Origin of the sequence: Pseudomonas sp. ML2-2023-3 (assembly GCF_037055275.1) — a bacterium.
Taxonomy (GTDB): domain Bacteria; phylum Pseudomonadota; class Gammaproteobacteria; order Pseudomonadales; family Pseudomonadaceae; genus Aquipseudomonas.
This window is the reverse complement of the sequence record NZ_CP146343.1, coordinates 1,332,748-1,346,598: the sequence shown is the minus strand read 5'-3', so window position 1 is coordinate 1,346,598 and position 13,851 is coordinate 1,332,748. Positions and strand designations below refer to the sequence as shown.

15 protein-coding genes are annotated in these 13,851 nt (G+C 59.4%); 4 read left to right on the top strand and 11 right to left on the bottom strand.

Annotation, left to right across the window (positions count from 1 at the left end):
• Nucleotides 1–84 precede the first annotated feature (84 nt).
• From lptE to V6P94_RS06225, 4 genes are all read left to right on the top strand, one after another.
• Nucleotides 85–690, top strand: coding sequence for an LPS assembly lipoprotein LptE (lptE, locus tag V6P94_RS06240; RefSeq protein ID WP_133077012.1), 606 nt, complete (start codon nt 85–87; stop codon nt 688–690).
• A gap of 43 nt (nt 691–733) precedes the next feature.
• Nucleotides 734–1,771, top strand: a complete 1,038-nt coding sequence (gene holA, locus V6P94_RS06235) for a DNA polymerase III subunit delta (protein ID WP_219262638.1) — start codon at nt 734–736, stop codon at nt 1,769–1,771.
• Nucleotides 1,772–1,858: 87 nt separating this feature from the next.
• Complete coding sequence (gene arfA, locus V6P94_RS06230; RefSeq protein ID WP_003444166.1) at nt 1,859–2,008, top strand: alternative ribosome rescue factor ArfA; 150 nt, start codon at nt 1,859–1,861, stop codon at nt 2,006–2,008.
• Nucleotides 2,009–2,058: 50 nt separating this feature from the next.
• Nucleotides 2,059–3,369: a lytic murein transglycosylase gene (locus tag V6P94_RS06225; RefSeq protein ID WP_133077014.1), complete on the top strand. Its 1,311-nt coding sequence runs from the start codon at nt 2,059–2,061 to the stop codon at nt 3,367–3,369.
• 103 nt (nt 3,370–3,472) lie between these two features.
• On the opposite strand, the gene V6P94_RS06220 is transcribed toward V6P94_RS06225, so the two are convergent.
• The 11 genes from V6P94_RS06220 to rsfS all read right to left on the bottom strand — a co-directional run bounded on the left by V6P94_RS06220 (nt 3,473) and on the right by rsfS (nt 13,846).
• Nucleotides 3,473–4,426 carry an LD-carboxypeptidase gene (locus V6P94_RS06220; RefSeq protein WP_338649118.1) on the bottom strand — a complete coding sequence of 318 codons (954 nt, stop codon included), beginning with the start codon at nt 4,424–4,426 and terminating at the stop codon, nt 3,473–3,475.
• Between the two features lie 4 nt (nt 4,427–4,430).
• Nucleotides 4,431–5,471 (bottom strand): lipoyl synthase, encoded by a 1,041-nt coding sequence (gene lipA / locus V6P94_RS06215; RefSeq protein WP_133077016.1) that lies wholly within the window; start codon nt 5,469–5,471, stop codon nt 4,431–4,433.
• Between the two features lies 1 nt (nt 5,472).
• Nucleotides 5,473–6,126, bottom strand: coding sequence for a lipoyl(octanoyl) transferase LipB (gene lipB / locus V6P94_RS06210; RefSeq protein WP_133077017.1), 654 nt, complete (start codon nt 6,124–6,126; stop codon nt 5,473–5,475).
• Nucleotides 6,126–6,401, bottom strand: coding sequence for a DUF493 domain-containing protein (locus tag V6P94_RS06205; protein ID WP_019824211.1), 276 nt, complete (start codon nt 6,399–6,401; stop codon nt 6,126–6,128). The genes lipB and V6P94_RS06205 overlap by 1 nt, the downstream gene beginning before the upstream one ends.
• A gap of 79 nt (nt 6,402–6,480) precedes the next feature.
• Entirely contained in the window at nt 6,481–7,638 is a 1,158-nt protein-coding gene (locus V6P94_RS06200; protein WP_133077018.1) for a D-alanyl-D-alanine carboxypeptidase family protein, read from the bottom strand.
• Nucleotides 7,639–7,813: 175 nt separating this feature from the next.
• Nucleotides 7,814–8,803, bottom strand: a complete 990-nt coding sequence (locus V6P94_RS06195; protein ID WP_219262637.1) for a septal ring lytic transglycosylase RlpA family protein — start codon at nt 8,801–8,803, stop codon at nt 7,814–7,816.
• Entirely contained in the window at nt 8,803–9,813 is a 1,011-nt protein-coding gene (mltB, locus tag V6P94_RS06190) for a lytic murein transglycosylase B (RefSeq protein WP_133077020.1), read from the bottom strand. The genes V6P94_RS06195 and mltB overlap by 1 nt, the downstream gene beginning before the upstream one ends.
• A gap of 17 nt (nt 9,814–9,830) precedes the next feature.
• Nucleotides 9,831–10,934 carry a rod shape-determining protein RodA gene (gene rodA, locus V6P94_RS06185; RefSeq protein WP_219262646.1) on the bottom strand — a complete coding sequence of 368 codons (1,104 nt, stop codon included), beginning with the start codon at nt 10,932–10,934 and terminating at the stop codon, nt 9,831–9,833.
• A 31-nt stretch (nt 10,935–10,965) separates the two neighbouring features.
• Complete coding sequence (gene mrdA / locus V6P94_RS06180; protein WP_133077022.1) at nt 10,966–12,861, bottom strand: penicillin-binding protein 2; 1,896 nt, start codon at nt 12,859–12,861, stop codon at nt 10,966–10,968.
• Between the two features lie 13 nt (nt 12,862–12,874).
• Nucleotides 12,875–13,342, bottom strand: a complete 468-nt coding sequence (gene rlmH, locus V6P94_RS06175) for a 23S rRNA (pseudouridine(1915)-N(3))-methyltransferase RlmH (protein WP_003444191.1) — start codon at nt 13,340–13,342, stop codon at nt 12,875–12,877.
• A 9-nt stretch (nt 13,343–13,351) separates the two neighbouring features.
• Nucleotides 13,352–13,846, bottom strand: coding sequence for a ribosome silencing factor (gene rsfS / locus V6P94_RS06170; protein WP_219262635.1), 495 nt, complete (start codon nt 13,844–13,846; stop codon nt 13,352–13,354).
• Nucleotides 13,847–13,851 lie beyond the last annotated feature (5 nt).

Sequence of the window (13,851 nt, the reverse complement as noted above, 5' to 3'; positions counted from 1 at the left end):
ACAGGCGCCCGTGCCATGCCCGGGCGCCCAATAAGACCTTCAGGGCCGCCTAGTCGGCCTATCTGGTTTCAAGGGGAGCAACACATGATCAAACGCAACCTGCTGGTGATGGGTCTCGCTATTTTGTTGAGCGCCTGCGGCTTCCAGCTGCGCGGCACCGGCACCAATCAGCTGACGATCACCGAACTCGACGTGAGTGCTCGCAACGCCTATGGCGATACCGTGCGCCAACTGCGTCAGATTCTGGAAAACAGCGGCGTAAAACTGACCGCCAATGCTCCGTACAAAATGGTTCTGACCAGCGAAAAAGAAACTCAGCGCGCCGCCAGCTACTCTGGCAACGGCGGAACTGCCGAGTATCAGTTGACCAACGTGGTGAATTACGAAATCCGGGGTCACAACAATCTGACGCTGCTGAGCAATCGGGTTGAAGCGAACAAGGTTTACCTGCAGGACGGCAGCAACATTGCTGGCGCCAATCAGGAAGGCCAAATGATCCGTAAAGAGATGCGTCGCGACCTCGTACAGCAACTGGTCATGCGCCTTGAGCAGTTGACGCCTGAGCAGCTGGAAAAGCTGCAACAGCAGGCCGATGCGAAGGCCAAGGCTGAAGCCGACGCCATCGAAGCTGCACGCAAGGCTCAAGAGGAAACCCCTCAACAGTCGCCTCTCGAACTGCAAAACCAGTAAGGCATACGGGGCGCTCAGGCGCCCCGCTATCGTTATAGCCCCTATGAAACTCGCCCCCGCCCAACTCGCCAAACACTTGCAAGGCAATCTCTCGCCGATCTACATCATCAGCGGCGATGACCCGTTGCTGTGCCAGGAAGCGGCAGACGCCATTCGCAGCACTGCTCGCCAACAAGGTTTTGATGAACGCCAGGTGTTCAGCGCAGACGCCAGCTTTGACTGGGGCACGTTGCTGCAAGCGGGCGCCAGCATGTCGCTGTTCGCCGAAAAGCGCCTGCTGGAACTGCGCCTGCCCTCGGGTAAACCCGGCGACAAAGGCGCCGCGGCACTGATCGAGTACAGCTCACGCCCGGCCGAAGACACCCTTTTGCTGATCAGCCTGCCCAAGCTTGATGGCAGCGCGCAGAAGACCAAGTGGGGCAAGGCACTTGTCGAGGGACCCCATACCCAGTTCGTTCAGATCTGGCCAGTCGACGCCAACCAGTTGCCTCAATGGATTCGCCAGCGCCTGTCACAGGCAGGCTTGTCTGCCAGCCAGGACGCGGTCGAACTGATTGCTGCAAGGGTTGAGGGCAACCTGCTGGCGGCGGCCCAGGAAATCGAAAAGCTCAAATTGATGGCCGAAGACGGGCAGATCACCGTCGAAACCGTACAGGCCGCGGTGGCTGACAGTGCGCGCTTTGATGTGTTTGGCCTGGTCGATGCCGTACTTAACGGCGAGGCTTCCCACGCCTTGCGCATGCTGGAGGGTTTGCGCGGTGAAGGTGTAGAGCCTCCGGTGATCCTCTGGGCACTGGCCCGTGAACTGCGGGTTCTGGCCAATATTGCGCTGCAATACAGCCAGGGCATTCCTCTGGACAAGGCTTTCAGCCAGGCACGCCCCCCGGTCTGGGACAAGCGCAAGCCGCTGATGAGCAAGGCTTTGCAACGTTACTCGGCGCAGCGCTGGGCACAGCTGTTGATGGACGCACAGCGTATCGATGCGCAAATCAAGGGTCAGGCAGCGGGCTCGGCCTGGAACAGCCTGAGTCGTCTGGCGCTGCTGATGTGCGGACAACGCTTGAGTCTGCCTGCGGAGTAACCCCTGCTCCCACTCACCCATGGCTGGACAACCGCAAAATTCTGGCCGATGATTTGCGCTTGTTCACATCAAGCGAGAGTACCTGCCATGAGCAAGCGCCCCAACAAGGCCAAATCCATCGTCGCCCAACCCCTGTTCCGCAGCCGCCAGGAACGCCCCGCCAAAGGCAAAGGCAGCTACCGCCGCGAAGCCTTCCAGTCGAGAGACCGGGAGGCTTTTTACTTTCTGGCTGCCTGACAGCGGGGATGATAAGGTCTGCATCTGATTTGCATTACCTGGACCTGCGCATGCCCTTAAGTCATAAACGTGGTTGGCCGATGCGCCAACTGATCGCTGCTTCCAGCGTCATCCTTTTAGTCGCCTGCGCCGAGAAACCTACCGCAGCCGATGCCCAACCCTTGCCTGTGACGCCTCCCGCCCCAGCGGTGACCACCAGCGCGCCAGGCACCACCGACACACCTTTTGTCCAGCCCGCCCAGAGCTTCAGCGAGTGGCAGGCCAACTTCCGCGTTCAGGCCCTCAAAGCCGGAATCAGCCCGCAGGTGTTCGATAACGCCTTTGCTGGCGTCACACCCGACATGAGCGTGATCAAGGCCGACCGCAGCCAGCCTGAATTCAGCCGCCCTGTCTGGGAATACCTCGACGGCGCCCTGTCACCCTTGCGTGTGCGTAATGGTCAGCGTTTGCTGGAGCAAAACGCCGAGTTGCTGAGCCGCATCGAACAGCGTTATGGCGTCGACCGCCAGGCACTGGTGTCGGTCTGGGGCATGGAGAGCAACTTCGGCTCGTTCCAGGGCAACAAATCCGTCATCCGATCGCTGGCCACCCTGGCCTACGAAGGGCGTCGCCCGGAATTCGCTCAAAGCCAATTGATCTCGGCGCTGAAAATCATTCAGCAAGGTGATATCAGCGCCGACAAAATGCTCGGCTCCTGGGCTGGCGCAATGGGCCAGACCCAGTTCATTCCGACGACCTATGAAACCCACGCCGTGGATTTCGACGGTGACGGTCGTCGTGACATCTGGAACAGCTCTGCCGACGCCCTGGCCTCGACTGCGCATTACCTGCAAAGCTCTGGCTGGAAACAAGGCCAGCCGTGGGGCTTTGAAGTCATGTTGCCTGCCAGCTTTGACTACGCGCTGGCGGATGGTGCTGTCAAAAAGAGCGTCGCCGAATGGCAGCAACTGGGGGTATTAGTGCCTGAAAGTTCTGCAGCCGGCTCAGAGCAGTTGAGCGCTACCCTGCTGCTGCCGGCAGGCTACCGTGGTCCGGCGTTCCTGGTGCTGGATAACTTCCGCGCTATCTTGCGCTACAACAATTCATCGTCCTATGCGCTGGCCGTAGGCCTGTTGTCTCAGCGCTTCAACGGGGGCGGAACCATTTTGGCTGCGTGGCCAAAAGATGACCGACCGCTGAGCCGTTCCGAACGCGTAGAGCTGCAAACACTGCTGAGCCAGCGCAATTACGATGCGGGCAATGCGGATGGCATTATTGGCGCCAATACGCGCAAAGCAATTCGCAGCGCGCAGCAAGCTATGGGTTGGCCTGCAGATGGCTACCCGAGTCACAAGTTGCTGGAGAGTTTGCGTAGCCGCTGAGTTGCGACTCAACCGGTAGGAGCGGGCTTGCTCGCGAGGCTATCAACTCGGTATTTCTGACTAAACGAGTCGATGCAATCGCGAGCAAGCCCGCGCCCACGGCTCAGGTTTTGACTGTGACCACAGCCTGCTCAAGTACCAATAACTGCTGATCAGCATCCAGCCGCACTTGAGCCCCCATCGGCAAGGTCAGGTTTGGATCACAATGCCCGCTGCGCCATCCGGCCAGCACGGGAATGCCAAGCCCGCCCAATTCCTGTGTGAGCAACCGCTCCAGCGCCCGTACATCAACCCCAGCCACATCCCCTACAAGGACGCCACGCACCTTGTCGAGCTTGCCTGCCAGACGCAAATGCGTGAGCAGACGGTCGACCCGGTACAACGGCTCGTTCACGTCCTCGATAAACAGGATGATGCCTTCGCCATCCAGCTCAAACGCCGTCCCGAGGGTGGCGCAGATCATGGATAGATTGCCGCCCAGCAAACGGCCACTGGCGCAACCTGACACAAGGGTTGTCAGCGGGTAAGCTGCAGGATGCTCCAGCACAGGCAGTTGCTGCCCGCCAAGCATGCGTAGCAGTGAGGATTCTGTCGGCGGTTGCTTGTTACCCAGCAGGTCGGCGTTCAGCATCGGCCCGTGGAAAGTCACAAAGCCTGCGTAACGTGTAATCGCCAGATGCAGCGCGGTGATATCGCTATACCCCACAAAAGGCTTGGGATGGTTGCGCAGAAGCTCGAAATCGATGCCATCAAGCAAGCGCGGGGATCCGTAGCCACCGCGCAGGCAAAAAATCCCATCAATGCTGTCATCGGCAAAGGCGTCGTGCAGGTCGCGTAAACGCACGGCATCAGAGCCTGCGAGGTAGCCGTCCTTTTCCCACACGCCCGGAAATACGCGCAACTGATAGCCGCGGTCATGCATCCATTGGGTGGCGAGTTTCAGATCAAGTTCGGCGGGACCGGCCGGGGCGATCAGGGCGATCACCCCACCAGCGGGCAACGCGGGCACCGCGCTGTGGGTCTTGAAAGACACGGGCGCGGTGCTCCGGTTTGTCATGGAATCAGGCACTCACCAGCATGGATTTGACCAGCTTGGCTTGTTCATCCGCGTGATACGAAGAACGTACCAACGGGCCGGATGCCACGTTTTTGAAGCCCATTTTGTAGCCTTCTTCGGCGAACCAGGCGAAAACGTCCGGGTGCACGAAACGCTGTACCGGCAAGTGGTTGCGCGATGGCTGCAAGTACTGACCCAGGGTCAGCATGTCGATGTCGTGTTCGCGCATGCGCTTCATGACTTCGATGACTTCTTCATCCGTCTCGCCCAGACCCAGCATCAGGCCGGACTTGGTCGGGATGTGCGGCATCATCTGCTTGAAGCGCTGGAGCAAGGTCAGCGACCACTGGTAGTCGGAACCAGGGCGGGCGGCCTTATACAGGCGCGGCACGGTTTCGAGGTTGTGGTTGAACACGTCAGGCGGCTCGGCTGCGGTGATTTCCAGCGCAACGTCCATGCGACCACGGTAATCCGGCACGAGGGTTTCAAGCAGAACGCCCGGCGACAGCTTGCGGATCTCGCGGATGCAATCGGCAAAGTGCTGGGCACCGCCGTCACGCAGGTCGTCGCGGTCTACCGAGGTGATCACCACGTACTTCAGGCGCAGGTCAGCAATGGCGATGGCCAGGCTTTCAGGCTCGTTGACGTCCAGTGGCTTCGGTCGACCGTGACCCACATCGCAGAACGGGCAGCGGCGGGTGCAGATGTCGCCCATGATCATGAAGGTCGCGGTGCCACCCGAGAAGCACTCGCCCAAGTTCGGGCAGGAAGCTTCTTCGCACACGCTGTGCAGCTTGTGCTTGCGCAGCAATGACTTGATACGGTCGACTTCAGGCGAAACCGGAATGCGTACACGAATCCAGTCAGGCTTCTTCGGCAGCTCGGTGGTCGGAATGATCTTTACCGGGATACGCGCAACCTTTTCGGCACCGCGCAACTTAACGCCGGTCTCAACCTTGGAACGGGCCTCGCTGGCGCGGGCTGCACGTTCTGAGATATCCAGCGTTGGGATCAGGGTTTGAACAGCGTCTTGCGCAGTAGTCATATCAGTCGATTCCGCCCGTCAGGGTCGTCTGCTCAGCATAGTCGAGGTGTTTGACGAGCTGCACACGCAGCCGGGCACCTACCTCGGCAAATTCAATCGGCCCTGCATGGTCACGCAGCTGGGTCATCGCCAGCCCCGCATAACCACAGGGGTTAATCCGTCGAAACGGTTCCAGGTCCATGTCCACATTCAGGGCCAGACCATGGAAGGAGCAGCCATTGCGGATCCGCAGCCCCAGAGAAGCGATTTTCGCGCCGTCAACATACACGCCGGGCGCATCGGGCTTGGCCGCCGCGCTCACGCCATAGCTGGCGAGAAGGTCGATCAGGCACTGCTCCATCCGCGAGACCAGCTCACGCACGCCATAACCCAGCCGACGCACGTCAAGCATCAGGTAAGCAACCAGCTGGCCAGGGCCATGATAGGTCACCTGACCACCGCGATCCGACTTCACCACCGGGATATCACCCGGTAACAGCAGATGCTCGGCCTTGCCTGCCTGGCCTTGGGTAAACACCGGCGGATGCTGCACCAGCCAGACTTCATCTTGCGTGTCCGGCTCAAGCTTGCGCTCATCGGTGAAGCGCTGCATCGCCAGCCAGGTGCGCTCGTAATCAAGCTGACCCAGTTCGCGAATACCCAAGACCTGCGACATCACAGCACCATGTGTACGAAGCCGGTGGCTCGCAGTTCGCTGTTGATGTTGTAGAGCTGATCCTGATCTGTTGCCACGATGTGCAACTGGATGGTCGTGTACTTGCCGTTGGTGCTCTGGCGCTCGTCGACACGATCATCGTTGACCGTCGCGTGTTTCTTGACGATGTCGATGATCCTGTCCTTGTTGCCCACACCCGTGTCGCTGATCACCTTAACCGGGTAATCAACGTTGGGGAATTCGATCTTTGGCGCCTTTACTTCAGTATCGGTCATGGCGTATTGGCCTCGTAAGCCTTGAGCTACAGAGATAACCCCGCGCCGTGTAAGCGCGGGGCCATGCAGGTGGGTGCTATCAGTTGAACAGACCGTAGAAGAATAGACGGATGCTGTCCCAAACGCGTCGGAAAATACCGCCTTCCTCAACGGGCTCCAGTGCGATCAGGTCGGCACTGTGCACAACCTTGTCGTCCAGCTTGACCTCAACCTTGCCGATCACATCGCCTTGGGCGATAGGGGCCATCAGTTGCGGGTTCATGGTCATGCTTGCAGCCAGCTTTTTCAATTGGCCTTTAGGCAGAGTCATGGTCAAGTCTTCGGCCAGGCCGGCCTTGACTTGATTGGTGGTGCCTTTCCAGACCGGGGCCTGAGCCAGCTCTACACCCTTCTGATAGAACGTCTGGGTTTCGAAGAAGCGGAAACCGTAGGTCAGCAGCTTCTGTGTTTCGGCAGCACGGGCGACTTCGCTGTTGGTACCAAACACCACGGCAATCAGTCGCTGACCATCACGAACAGCCGACGACACCATGCAATAGCCTGCTTCGTCGGTGTGACCGGTTTTCAGACCGTCAACGGTCTTGTCACGCCACAGCAACAGGTTGCGGTTAGGCTGCTTGATGCCGTTCCAGAAGAACTCTTTCTGCGAGTAGATCGCGTAGTGAGTCGGGTCTTCGTGAATGATGGCACGGGCCAGCAACGCCATGTCGTGGGCCGACGAGTAATGCTCAGGGTTTGGCAGGCCAGTCGGGTTCATGAAGTGGCTGTTGGACATGCCCAACTCGCCGGCGGTCTTGTTCATCATGTCGGCAAAGGCGTCTTCGCTGCCGGCGATGTGCTCGGACAAGGCCACGCTTGCGTCGTTACCCGACTGAATGATGATGCCGTGCAGCAGGTCACTGACCGACACTTGAGTGCCGACCTTGATGAACATCCGCGAACCACCGGTACGCCAGGCGTTTTCGCTGACGGTGACAGGATCATTTTCGCCGATCTGGCCGCGACGGATTTCCAGGGTCGCGATGTAAGCAGTCATCAGCTTGGTGAGGCTGGCTGGCGGCAGACGCTGGTCGCCGTTGTTCTCAACCAGCACGTTACCGCTGCTGGCATCCATCAGAACATAGGACTTGGCTGCAAGTTGTGGCGGCGACGGCATCATCTCGACTGCCCAGGCGGCAGGAGTGACGATCAGCGGTACAAGCAGGCACAGGCGTTTGGCTAAAGTGGTGATGTTCATCCGTCTCTCGAAGTTGTTAATTGAAACTTACCCTCACGGGCAAAACTGTACAGGCAGTCGTATGACTGACTGCCGCGTATTCAGTTGCAGTCCCGGCCCCTGGAAGGGCTTTTATTCTTGACCTCTGCAACTGCGTTTGGGCCCTTGATGCTCCGGCCCAACGCTTTGATCGGTGTTACTGATCCGACGTCACAACGCTTGGCTGACCCAAATTGGCCTGGCGCACGCTGTTTTGCGTTTGCTGTACTTCACCCGCCGAGGCAATGGGCCCCAGGCGCACTCGATGCAAGGTTTGCTGATTGCGCACAATCGAGCTGATGAATACTGGGGTGCTGACCATGCCACTGAGCTTGGAACGAAGCAACTCGGCGGCGTCCGGATTGGCAAAGGCGCCTACCTGCAAATACGTACCCTGGCCCTTGGGCAGTGTGCTGACCGGTACCACATCGGCGGCGTGCTGCTGGGCCGGCGGCGTCCATTGCTCAATCTTGCCGGTAGAGACGGTCGGCCCGGTGTTCTGGGCCATTTTCGGCTCATTGAGCATCAAGGGAGCCGGACGACCACGCTGGGCCCACCAGGCTTGCGGGTCAATCCCTTCAACCTTGACCCGTGCCGTACCGGTTTCGGCATAGCCCAGTTTCTTGGCGGCAGCGTAGGAGAGGTCGATGATGCGATCCGAATAAAACGGGCCACGGTCGTTGACCCGCAGGACCACGGCCTTGCCGTTATCGAGGTTGGTCACTTTGACGTAGCTGGGCAACGGCAGGGTTTTGTGCGCCGCGCTCATGCCGTACAGGTCATACACTTCGCCATTGGCCGTGTTCTGACCGTGAAACTTGGTGCCGTACCAGGACGCAGTGCCAGAAGCCACATAGGTCTTGGACTCTTGCATCGGAAAGTAGGTCTTGCCCAGCACCGAATACGGCGCGGCCTTGTAAGGACCGCTGTGCAGGGTCGGCGTGGCATCCGGGATACGGGATACGTCGACATCCCACCACGGCGCACCATCTTTATGGGCGCGGTTGATGTCCAGGCCCGGCTTGGAACTGACACCGCCAGAGGTTTGCGGGGTCGTCGAACGGCTGCTGGAGCAGCTCACCACCAGCAACGCCAGGGCGGCGCAGGCAGCGAGTTTCAAAGGTGTGCGGATCGCTAGAAACGGCATTACTTGTTGCCCCGTGCTTGAACCAGCAGGTCGGACAGTTGATGCACTGCCATGGCGTACATCACGCTTCGGTTATAGCGCGTGATCGCATAAAAATTCTTCAGGCCCATCCAGTATTCAGGACCATTGGCGCCTTCAAGACGGAACGCCGTGACCGGCATATCGTCGGGCAGCGCATCATGACTCGACCAGCCCAGCGCTCGCAACTCCCCGACAGTCTTGACCGGCTCAATGCCCTGGGTCAGGCCTTCATCGGCCCGATCACCGGTCACATCGGCGCGAATCACCACCGGCTCACCGGCCACCCAGCCGTGACGCTTGAAGTAGCTGGCAACACTGCCGATGGCATCGTCCGGATTGCTCCAGATATTGATATGACCATCACCGTCGAAGTCCACGGCATAGGCGCGAAAGCTGCTTGGCATAAACTGCGGCAAGCCCATCGCCCCGGCATAAGAGCCTTTAAGGGTGAGCGGGTCAACTTGCTCTTCGCGGGTCAGCAGCAGGAACTCACGCAGCTCCTTGCGAAAAAACTCGGCGCGCGGCGGGTAATCGAACCCCAGGGTCGACAGCGCATCGATCACCCGGTAGTTGCCGGTGTTGCGGCCATAAAAGGTTTCGACGCCGATGATCGACACAATCACCTGGGCCGGAACCCCGTACTCCTGCTCGGCGCGGGCCAGTACGGCTTCGTGCTCACGCCAAAAATCCACACCACGGGCAACCCGGGCGTCGGTCAGGAACATCGGGCCGTACTCTTTCCACTGTTTAACGCGTTCGGCCGGGCGAGAAATGGCATCGAGGATGCTCTGTTTACGCTCTGCCTCACGGAACACGCCCATCAGTTGCTCGCCGGCAAATCCGTAGTCGCGGGTCATCTCACCGACGAACTCAGCCACCTGGGGCGAGCCTTCGTAGTCACCGGCTACCGCGCCCTGCGCTGCCCCGAACAGACCCAGCAGGCCCACCCATGACGCGTATCGAGCGGCCCAGCCACGCATTGCTTGCATTGAATAATTCACCTTAATCAAACTTGTGCGATCCACTTGCGATGTGTGTGAATCGACATCAAAACCCCAAACGCTGACAACAGCGTCACGAGCGAAGTGCCGCCGTAACTGATAAATGGCAATGGCACGCCCACCACCGGTAGCAAGCCACTGACCATACCGATGTTGACGAAAACATAAACAAAAAACGTCATGGTCAGGCTGCCCGCCAGCAATTTGCCGAACAGGGTCTGCGCCTGGGCCGTGATCACCAGGCCGCGACCAATCAACAGCAAGTAAATCAGCAGTAACGCGCAGATGCCGACCAGGCCGAACTCTTCGCCCATCACCGCAATAATGAAGTCGGTGTGGCTTTCGGGAAGAAAGTCCAGGTGCGACTGGGTGCCCAGCAGCCAGCCCTTGCCGAACACCCCGCCCGAGCCGATGGCGGCCTTGGACTGGATAATGTTCCATCCGGTGCCCAGCGGATCGCTCTCAGGATCGAGGAAGGTCAGAACCCGCTGTTTCTGATAGTCGTGCATCACAAACATCCACATGGCAATCGCCACGGGCACCGTCGCTGCCAGCACGCTGAGGATCCAGCGCCAGCGCAGCCCGCCCATAAACAGCACGAACGCACCGCCCGCCAGTACCAGCAAGGCCGTACCCAGGTCGGGCTGGCGCACAATCAGGGCAAAAGGCACCCCGATCAGCATCAGGCTGACCGCCACATGCTTGAGTTGCGGTGGCAAGGTCCGCTTGGACAGATACCAGGCGATGGTCGCCGGCATGAGGATTTTCAGGAACTCCGAGGGCTGGAAGCGAATCACACCCGGAATATTGATCCAGCGTGTGGCGCCCATGGCGTTGTGGCCCATGACGTCCACCACCACCAGAAGCAACACGCCAGCCAGATAACCGATCGGTACCCAGCGGGCCATAAAACGCGGTTCAAGCTGAGCGATGATGAACATCGACACCAGCCCGATCCCGAATGAAGTCGCCTGCTTGCTGAGCAAGTCCCAGTTCTTGCCACTGGCCGAATACAGGACAAACAGGCTGCCGGCCGCCAGGGTCAGCAGCAAAATCAGCAGCGGGCCATCCAGGTGCAGACGCTGAAGCAGCGTGGCACGCCGACGCATCACATCCTCGCTGGAGAGGATGCGGTCAAAATTACTGATCATTGGCCGTAACCTCTGCCTTTACGGGACCGCCGTACTCGGGTTTGAGTTTGCCGTCTTCACCCAGCAACCAGGCGTCCATGACCTTGCGCACCACAGGCGAGGCTACGCGGCTGCCGGCTTCGCCGTTTTCAATCATGACCGAGACCGTGATCTGCGGGTTGTTGGCCGGGGCAAAGCCGACGAACAAGGCGTGGTCACGGTGACGCTCCTGAACCTTGGAGCGGTCGTATTTTTCGCCCTGCTTGATCGCCACCACCTGTGCCGTACCGCTTTTGCCGGCAATCAGGTATTGCGCGCCAACGCCCGCAACCCGCGCCGTGCCACGTGCGCCATGCACCACTTGCTGCATGCCGTGGTTGACCTTGGCCCAGTTGGACGGGTCACGCAGGACGATGTCCGGTACCGGATCCGGATCCACCGGCGGAACGCCTTCGATGGTCTTGGCCAGGTGCGGACGAATCCACTTGCCTTTACTGGCAATCAGCGCCGTGGCCTGGGCCAGCTGCAGGGGCGTGGACTGCATGTAGCCCTGACCGATCCCCAGAATCAACGTCTCGCCGGGGAACCAGGCCTGACGCCGGGTGGCCCGTTTCCAGTCGCGGGACGGCATCAGCCCGGCGGATTCCTCGAACATGTCCAGGGAGACCTTTCGCCCGATACCGAACTGATTCATGTAGGTCGACAGACGATCAATCCCCAGCTTGTGGGCCAGATCATAAAAATAGGTGTCGTTGGAGCGCATGATCGCGGTGTCCAGATCGACGTAGCCGTCACCGGTGCGGTTCCAGTTACGATATTTGTGATCGTAATTGGGCAACTGGTAATAGCCGGGGTCATACACGCGTGAAGTACCACTGATCACGCCACTGTCCAGCCCCGCAATTGCGACGGCGGGCTTGATGGTCGAACCAGGTGGATACAGGCCGCGCAGGATGCGGTTGAACAATGGGCGATCAATCGAATCGCGCAGCTCGGCATAAGCCTTGAAGCTGATGCCGGTCACGAACAGGTTGGGGTCGAAACTCGGCTGGCTGACCATGGCCAGCACTTCCCCCGTCATCGGGTTAAGTGCAACCACCGCGCCACGACGCCCTGCCAGGGCCTCTTCGGCCGCCTCTTGCAGCTTGATATCGAGGCTGAGCACGATGTCTTTGCCGGGGATCGGGTCGGTACGCTTAAGCACCCGCAATACCCGGCCCCGGGCATTGGTTTCGACTTCTTCGTAACCCACCTGGCCGTGCAACTCGGCTTCGTAGAAACGCTCGATGCCGGTTTTGCCGATATGGTGCGTGCCGCTGTAGTTGACCGGATCGAGGGTTTTAAGCTCTTTCTCGTTGATCCGCCCCATGTAACCCACCGAGTGCGCAAAGTGCGCGCCTTGCGGGTAATGGCGCACCAACTGCGCAACCACCTCCACCCCGGGCAGGCGGAACTGGTTTACAGCAATCCGGGCGATCTGCTCTTCGTTAAGCTCAAACAGAATGGGCACCGGCTCAAATGGCCGCCGCCCCTGCTTCATGCGCTTTTCAAACAGGGCGCGATCTTCAGGCGCAAGCTGCAGCACTTCAACAATGACGTCGAGCACTTGCTGCCAGTCGCCGGAGCGCTCGCGGGTCATGCTCAGGCTGAAGCTGGGACGGTTGTCCGCAATAACCACGCCATTACGGTCAAAGATCAAACCCCGTGTAGGCGGGATCGGCTGCACATGCACCCGGTTGTTTTCTGACAAGGTGGAGTGGTACTCGTACTGCACCACCTGCAGATAATAAAGTCGCGCGAGCAATACGCAGATCAATCCCACCACGACAAATGCGCCGACCACGACGCGTCCGCGCACAAGGCGTGAGTCTTTCTCGTGGTCTTTAAGGCGAATCGGCTGAGACATTCAGGGCGCTGAGCTATTTGTGATACGGGTGCCCGGACAACACTGTCCAGGCGCGATACAACTGCTCACCGATCAGAATCCTTACCAACGGGTGCGGCAACGTCAATGGCGACAGCGACCAGCGCTGGTCAGCGCGGGCGCAGACTTCCGGCGCCAGCCCTTCCGGGCCACCGACCATAAAGTTCACCGTGCGCGAATCCAGGCGCCAGCGGTCGAGTTCAACCGCCAGCTGCTCGGTACTCCACGGTTTGCCGTGCACTTCCAGGGTTACGATCCGCTCACCGGGGCCGACTTTGGCCAGCATGGCCTCGCCTTCCTGTCGGATGAATCGAGCCACGTCGGCATTCTTGCCACGGGTATTGAGCGGTATTTCCACCAGTTCAAGGGCCAGCTCGGATGGCAGACGCTTGGCATATTCATGCCAGCCTTCTTCCACCCATTTAGGCATACGTGAACCGACAGCGATCAAACGCAGGCGCACAGCGAACCCTTACTCTTGGTCTTTGTTGAGCTTCAGGAAGTGCTCATGGGTGTTTTCCGGGCTGTGGTGAGCAGCACTGCCAGCACGGCTTTGTTCAGCACCGGCCCACAGACGCTCCAGGTCGTAGAACTGACGGGCACTGGCGGTCATCATGTGAACGATCACGTCGTCCATGTCCAGCAGAACCCAGTCGCTGTCGCCCTTGCCTTCTTCGCCCAAAGGCTTGACGCCCAGAGCCTTGACCGCTTCACGAATCTTGTCGAGCATCGCGCCGATCTGACGGTTCGAAGTACCGGTAGCGATGATCATGAAGTCAGTGATGCTGTGCTTGTCACGAACGTCGATGACCTGAATGTCCTGGGCCTTGACGTCTTCCAGAGCGCTAACCGCTACCTTGACCAGCTCTTCGCCCTTGAGCGGCTCGTTGGTGAAGGTTTTTTCTGGCAGAGGGGCGCTTTTGAACGTGCCTTTGCGCTTTACTTTGCTTACATCTTTGTCAGTCATATAAA

Bases quoted from the DNA above. Each gene is read 5' to 3' on its own strand.
- rsfS (WP_219262635.1), bottom strand. From the start codon at position 13,846: ATGACTGACAAAGATGTAAGCAAAGTAAAGCGCAAAGGCACGTTCAAA.
- mrdA (WP_133077022.1), bottom strand. From the start codon at position 12,861: ATGTCTCAGCCGATTCGCCTTAAAGACCACGAGAAAGACTCACGCCTT.
- arfA (WP_003444166.1), top strand. From the start codon at position 1,859: ATGAGCAAGCGCCCCAACAAGGCCAAATCCATCGTCGCCCAACCCCTG.
- V6P94_RS06225 (WP_133077014.1), top strand. From the start codon at position 2,059: ATGCCCTTAAGTCATAAACGTGGTTGGCCGATGCGCCAACTGATCGCT.
- lipB (WP_133077017.1), bottom strand. From the start codon at position 6,126: ATGTCGCAGGTCTTGGGTATTCGCGAACTGGGTCAGCTTGATTACGAG.
- V6P94_RS06200 (WP_133077018.1), bottom strand. From the start codon at position 7,638: ATGAACATCACCACTTTAGCCAAACGCCTGTGCCTGCTTGTACCGCTG.
- V6P94_RS06205 (WP_019824211.1), bottom strand. From the start codon at position 6,401: ATGACCGATACTGAAGTAAAGGCGCCAAAGATCGAATTCCCCAACGTT.
- mltB (WP_133077020.1), bottom strand. From the start codon at position 9,813: ATGCAAGCAATGCGTGGCTGGGCCGCTCGATACGCGTCATGGGTGGGC.
- rodA (WP_219262646.1), bottom strand. From the start codon at position 10,934: ATGCGTCGGCGTGCCACGCTGCTTCAGCGTCTGCACCTGGATGGCCCG.
- V6P94_RS06220 (WP_338649118.1), bottom strand. From the start codon at position 4,426: ATGACAAACCGGAGCACCGCGCCCGTGTCTTTCAAGACCCACAGCGCG.
- holA (WP_219262638.1), top strand. From the start codon at position 734: ATGAAACTCGCCCCCGCCCAACTCGCCAAACACTTGCAAGGCAATCTC.
- lipA (WP_133077016.1), bottom strand. From the start codon at position 5,471: ATGACTACTGCGCAAGACGCTGTTCAAACCCTGATCCCAACGCTGGAT.
- lptE (WP_133077012.1), top strand. From the start codon at position 85: ATGATCAAACGCAACCTGCTGGTGATGGGTCTCGCTATTTTGTTGAGC.
- V6P94_RS06195 (WP_219262637.1), bottom strand. From the start codon at position 8,803: ATGCCGTTTCTAGCGATCCGCACACCTTTGAAACTCGCTGCCTGCGCC.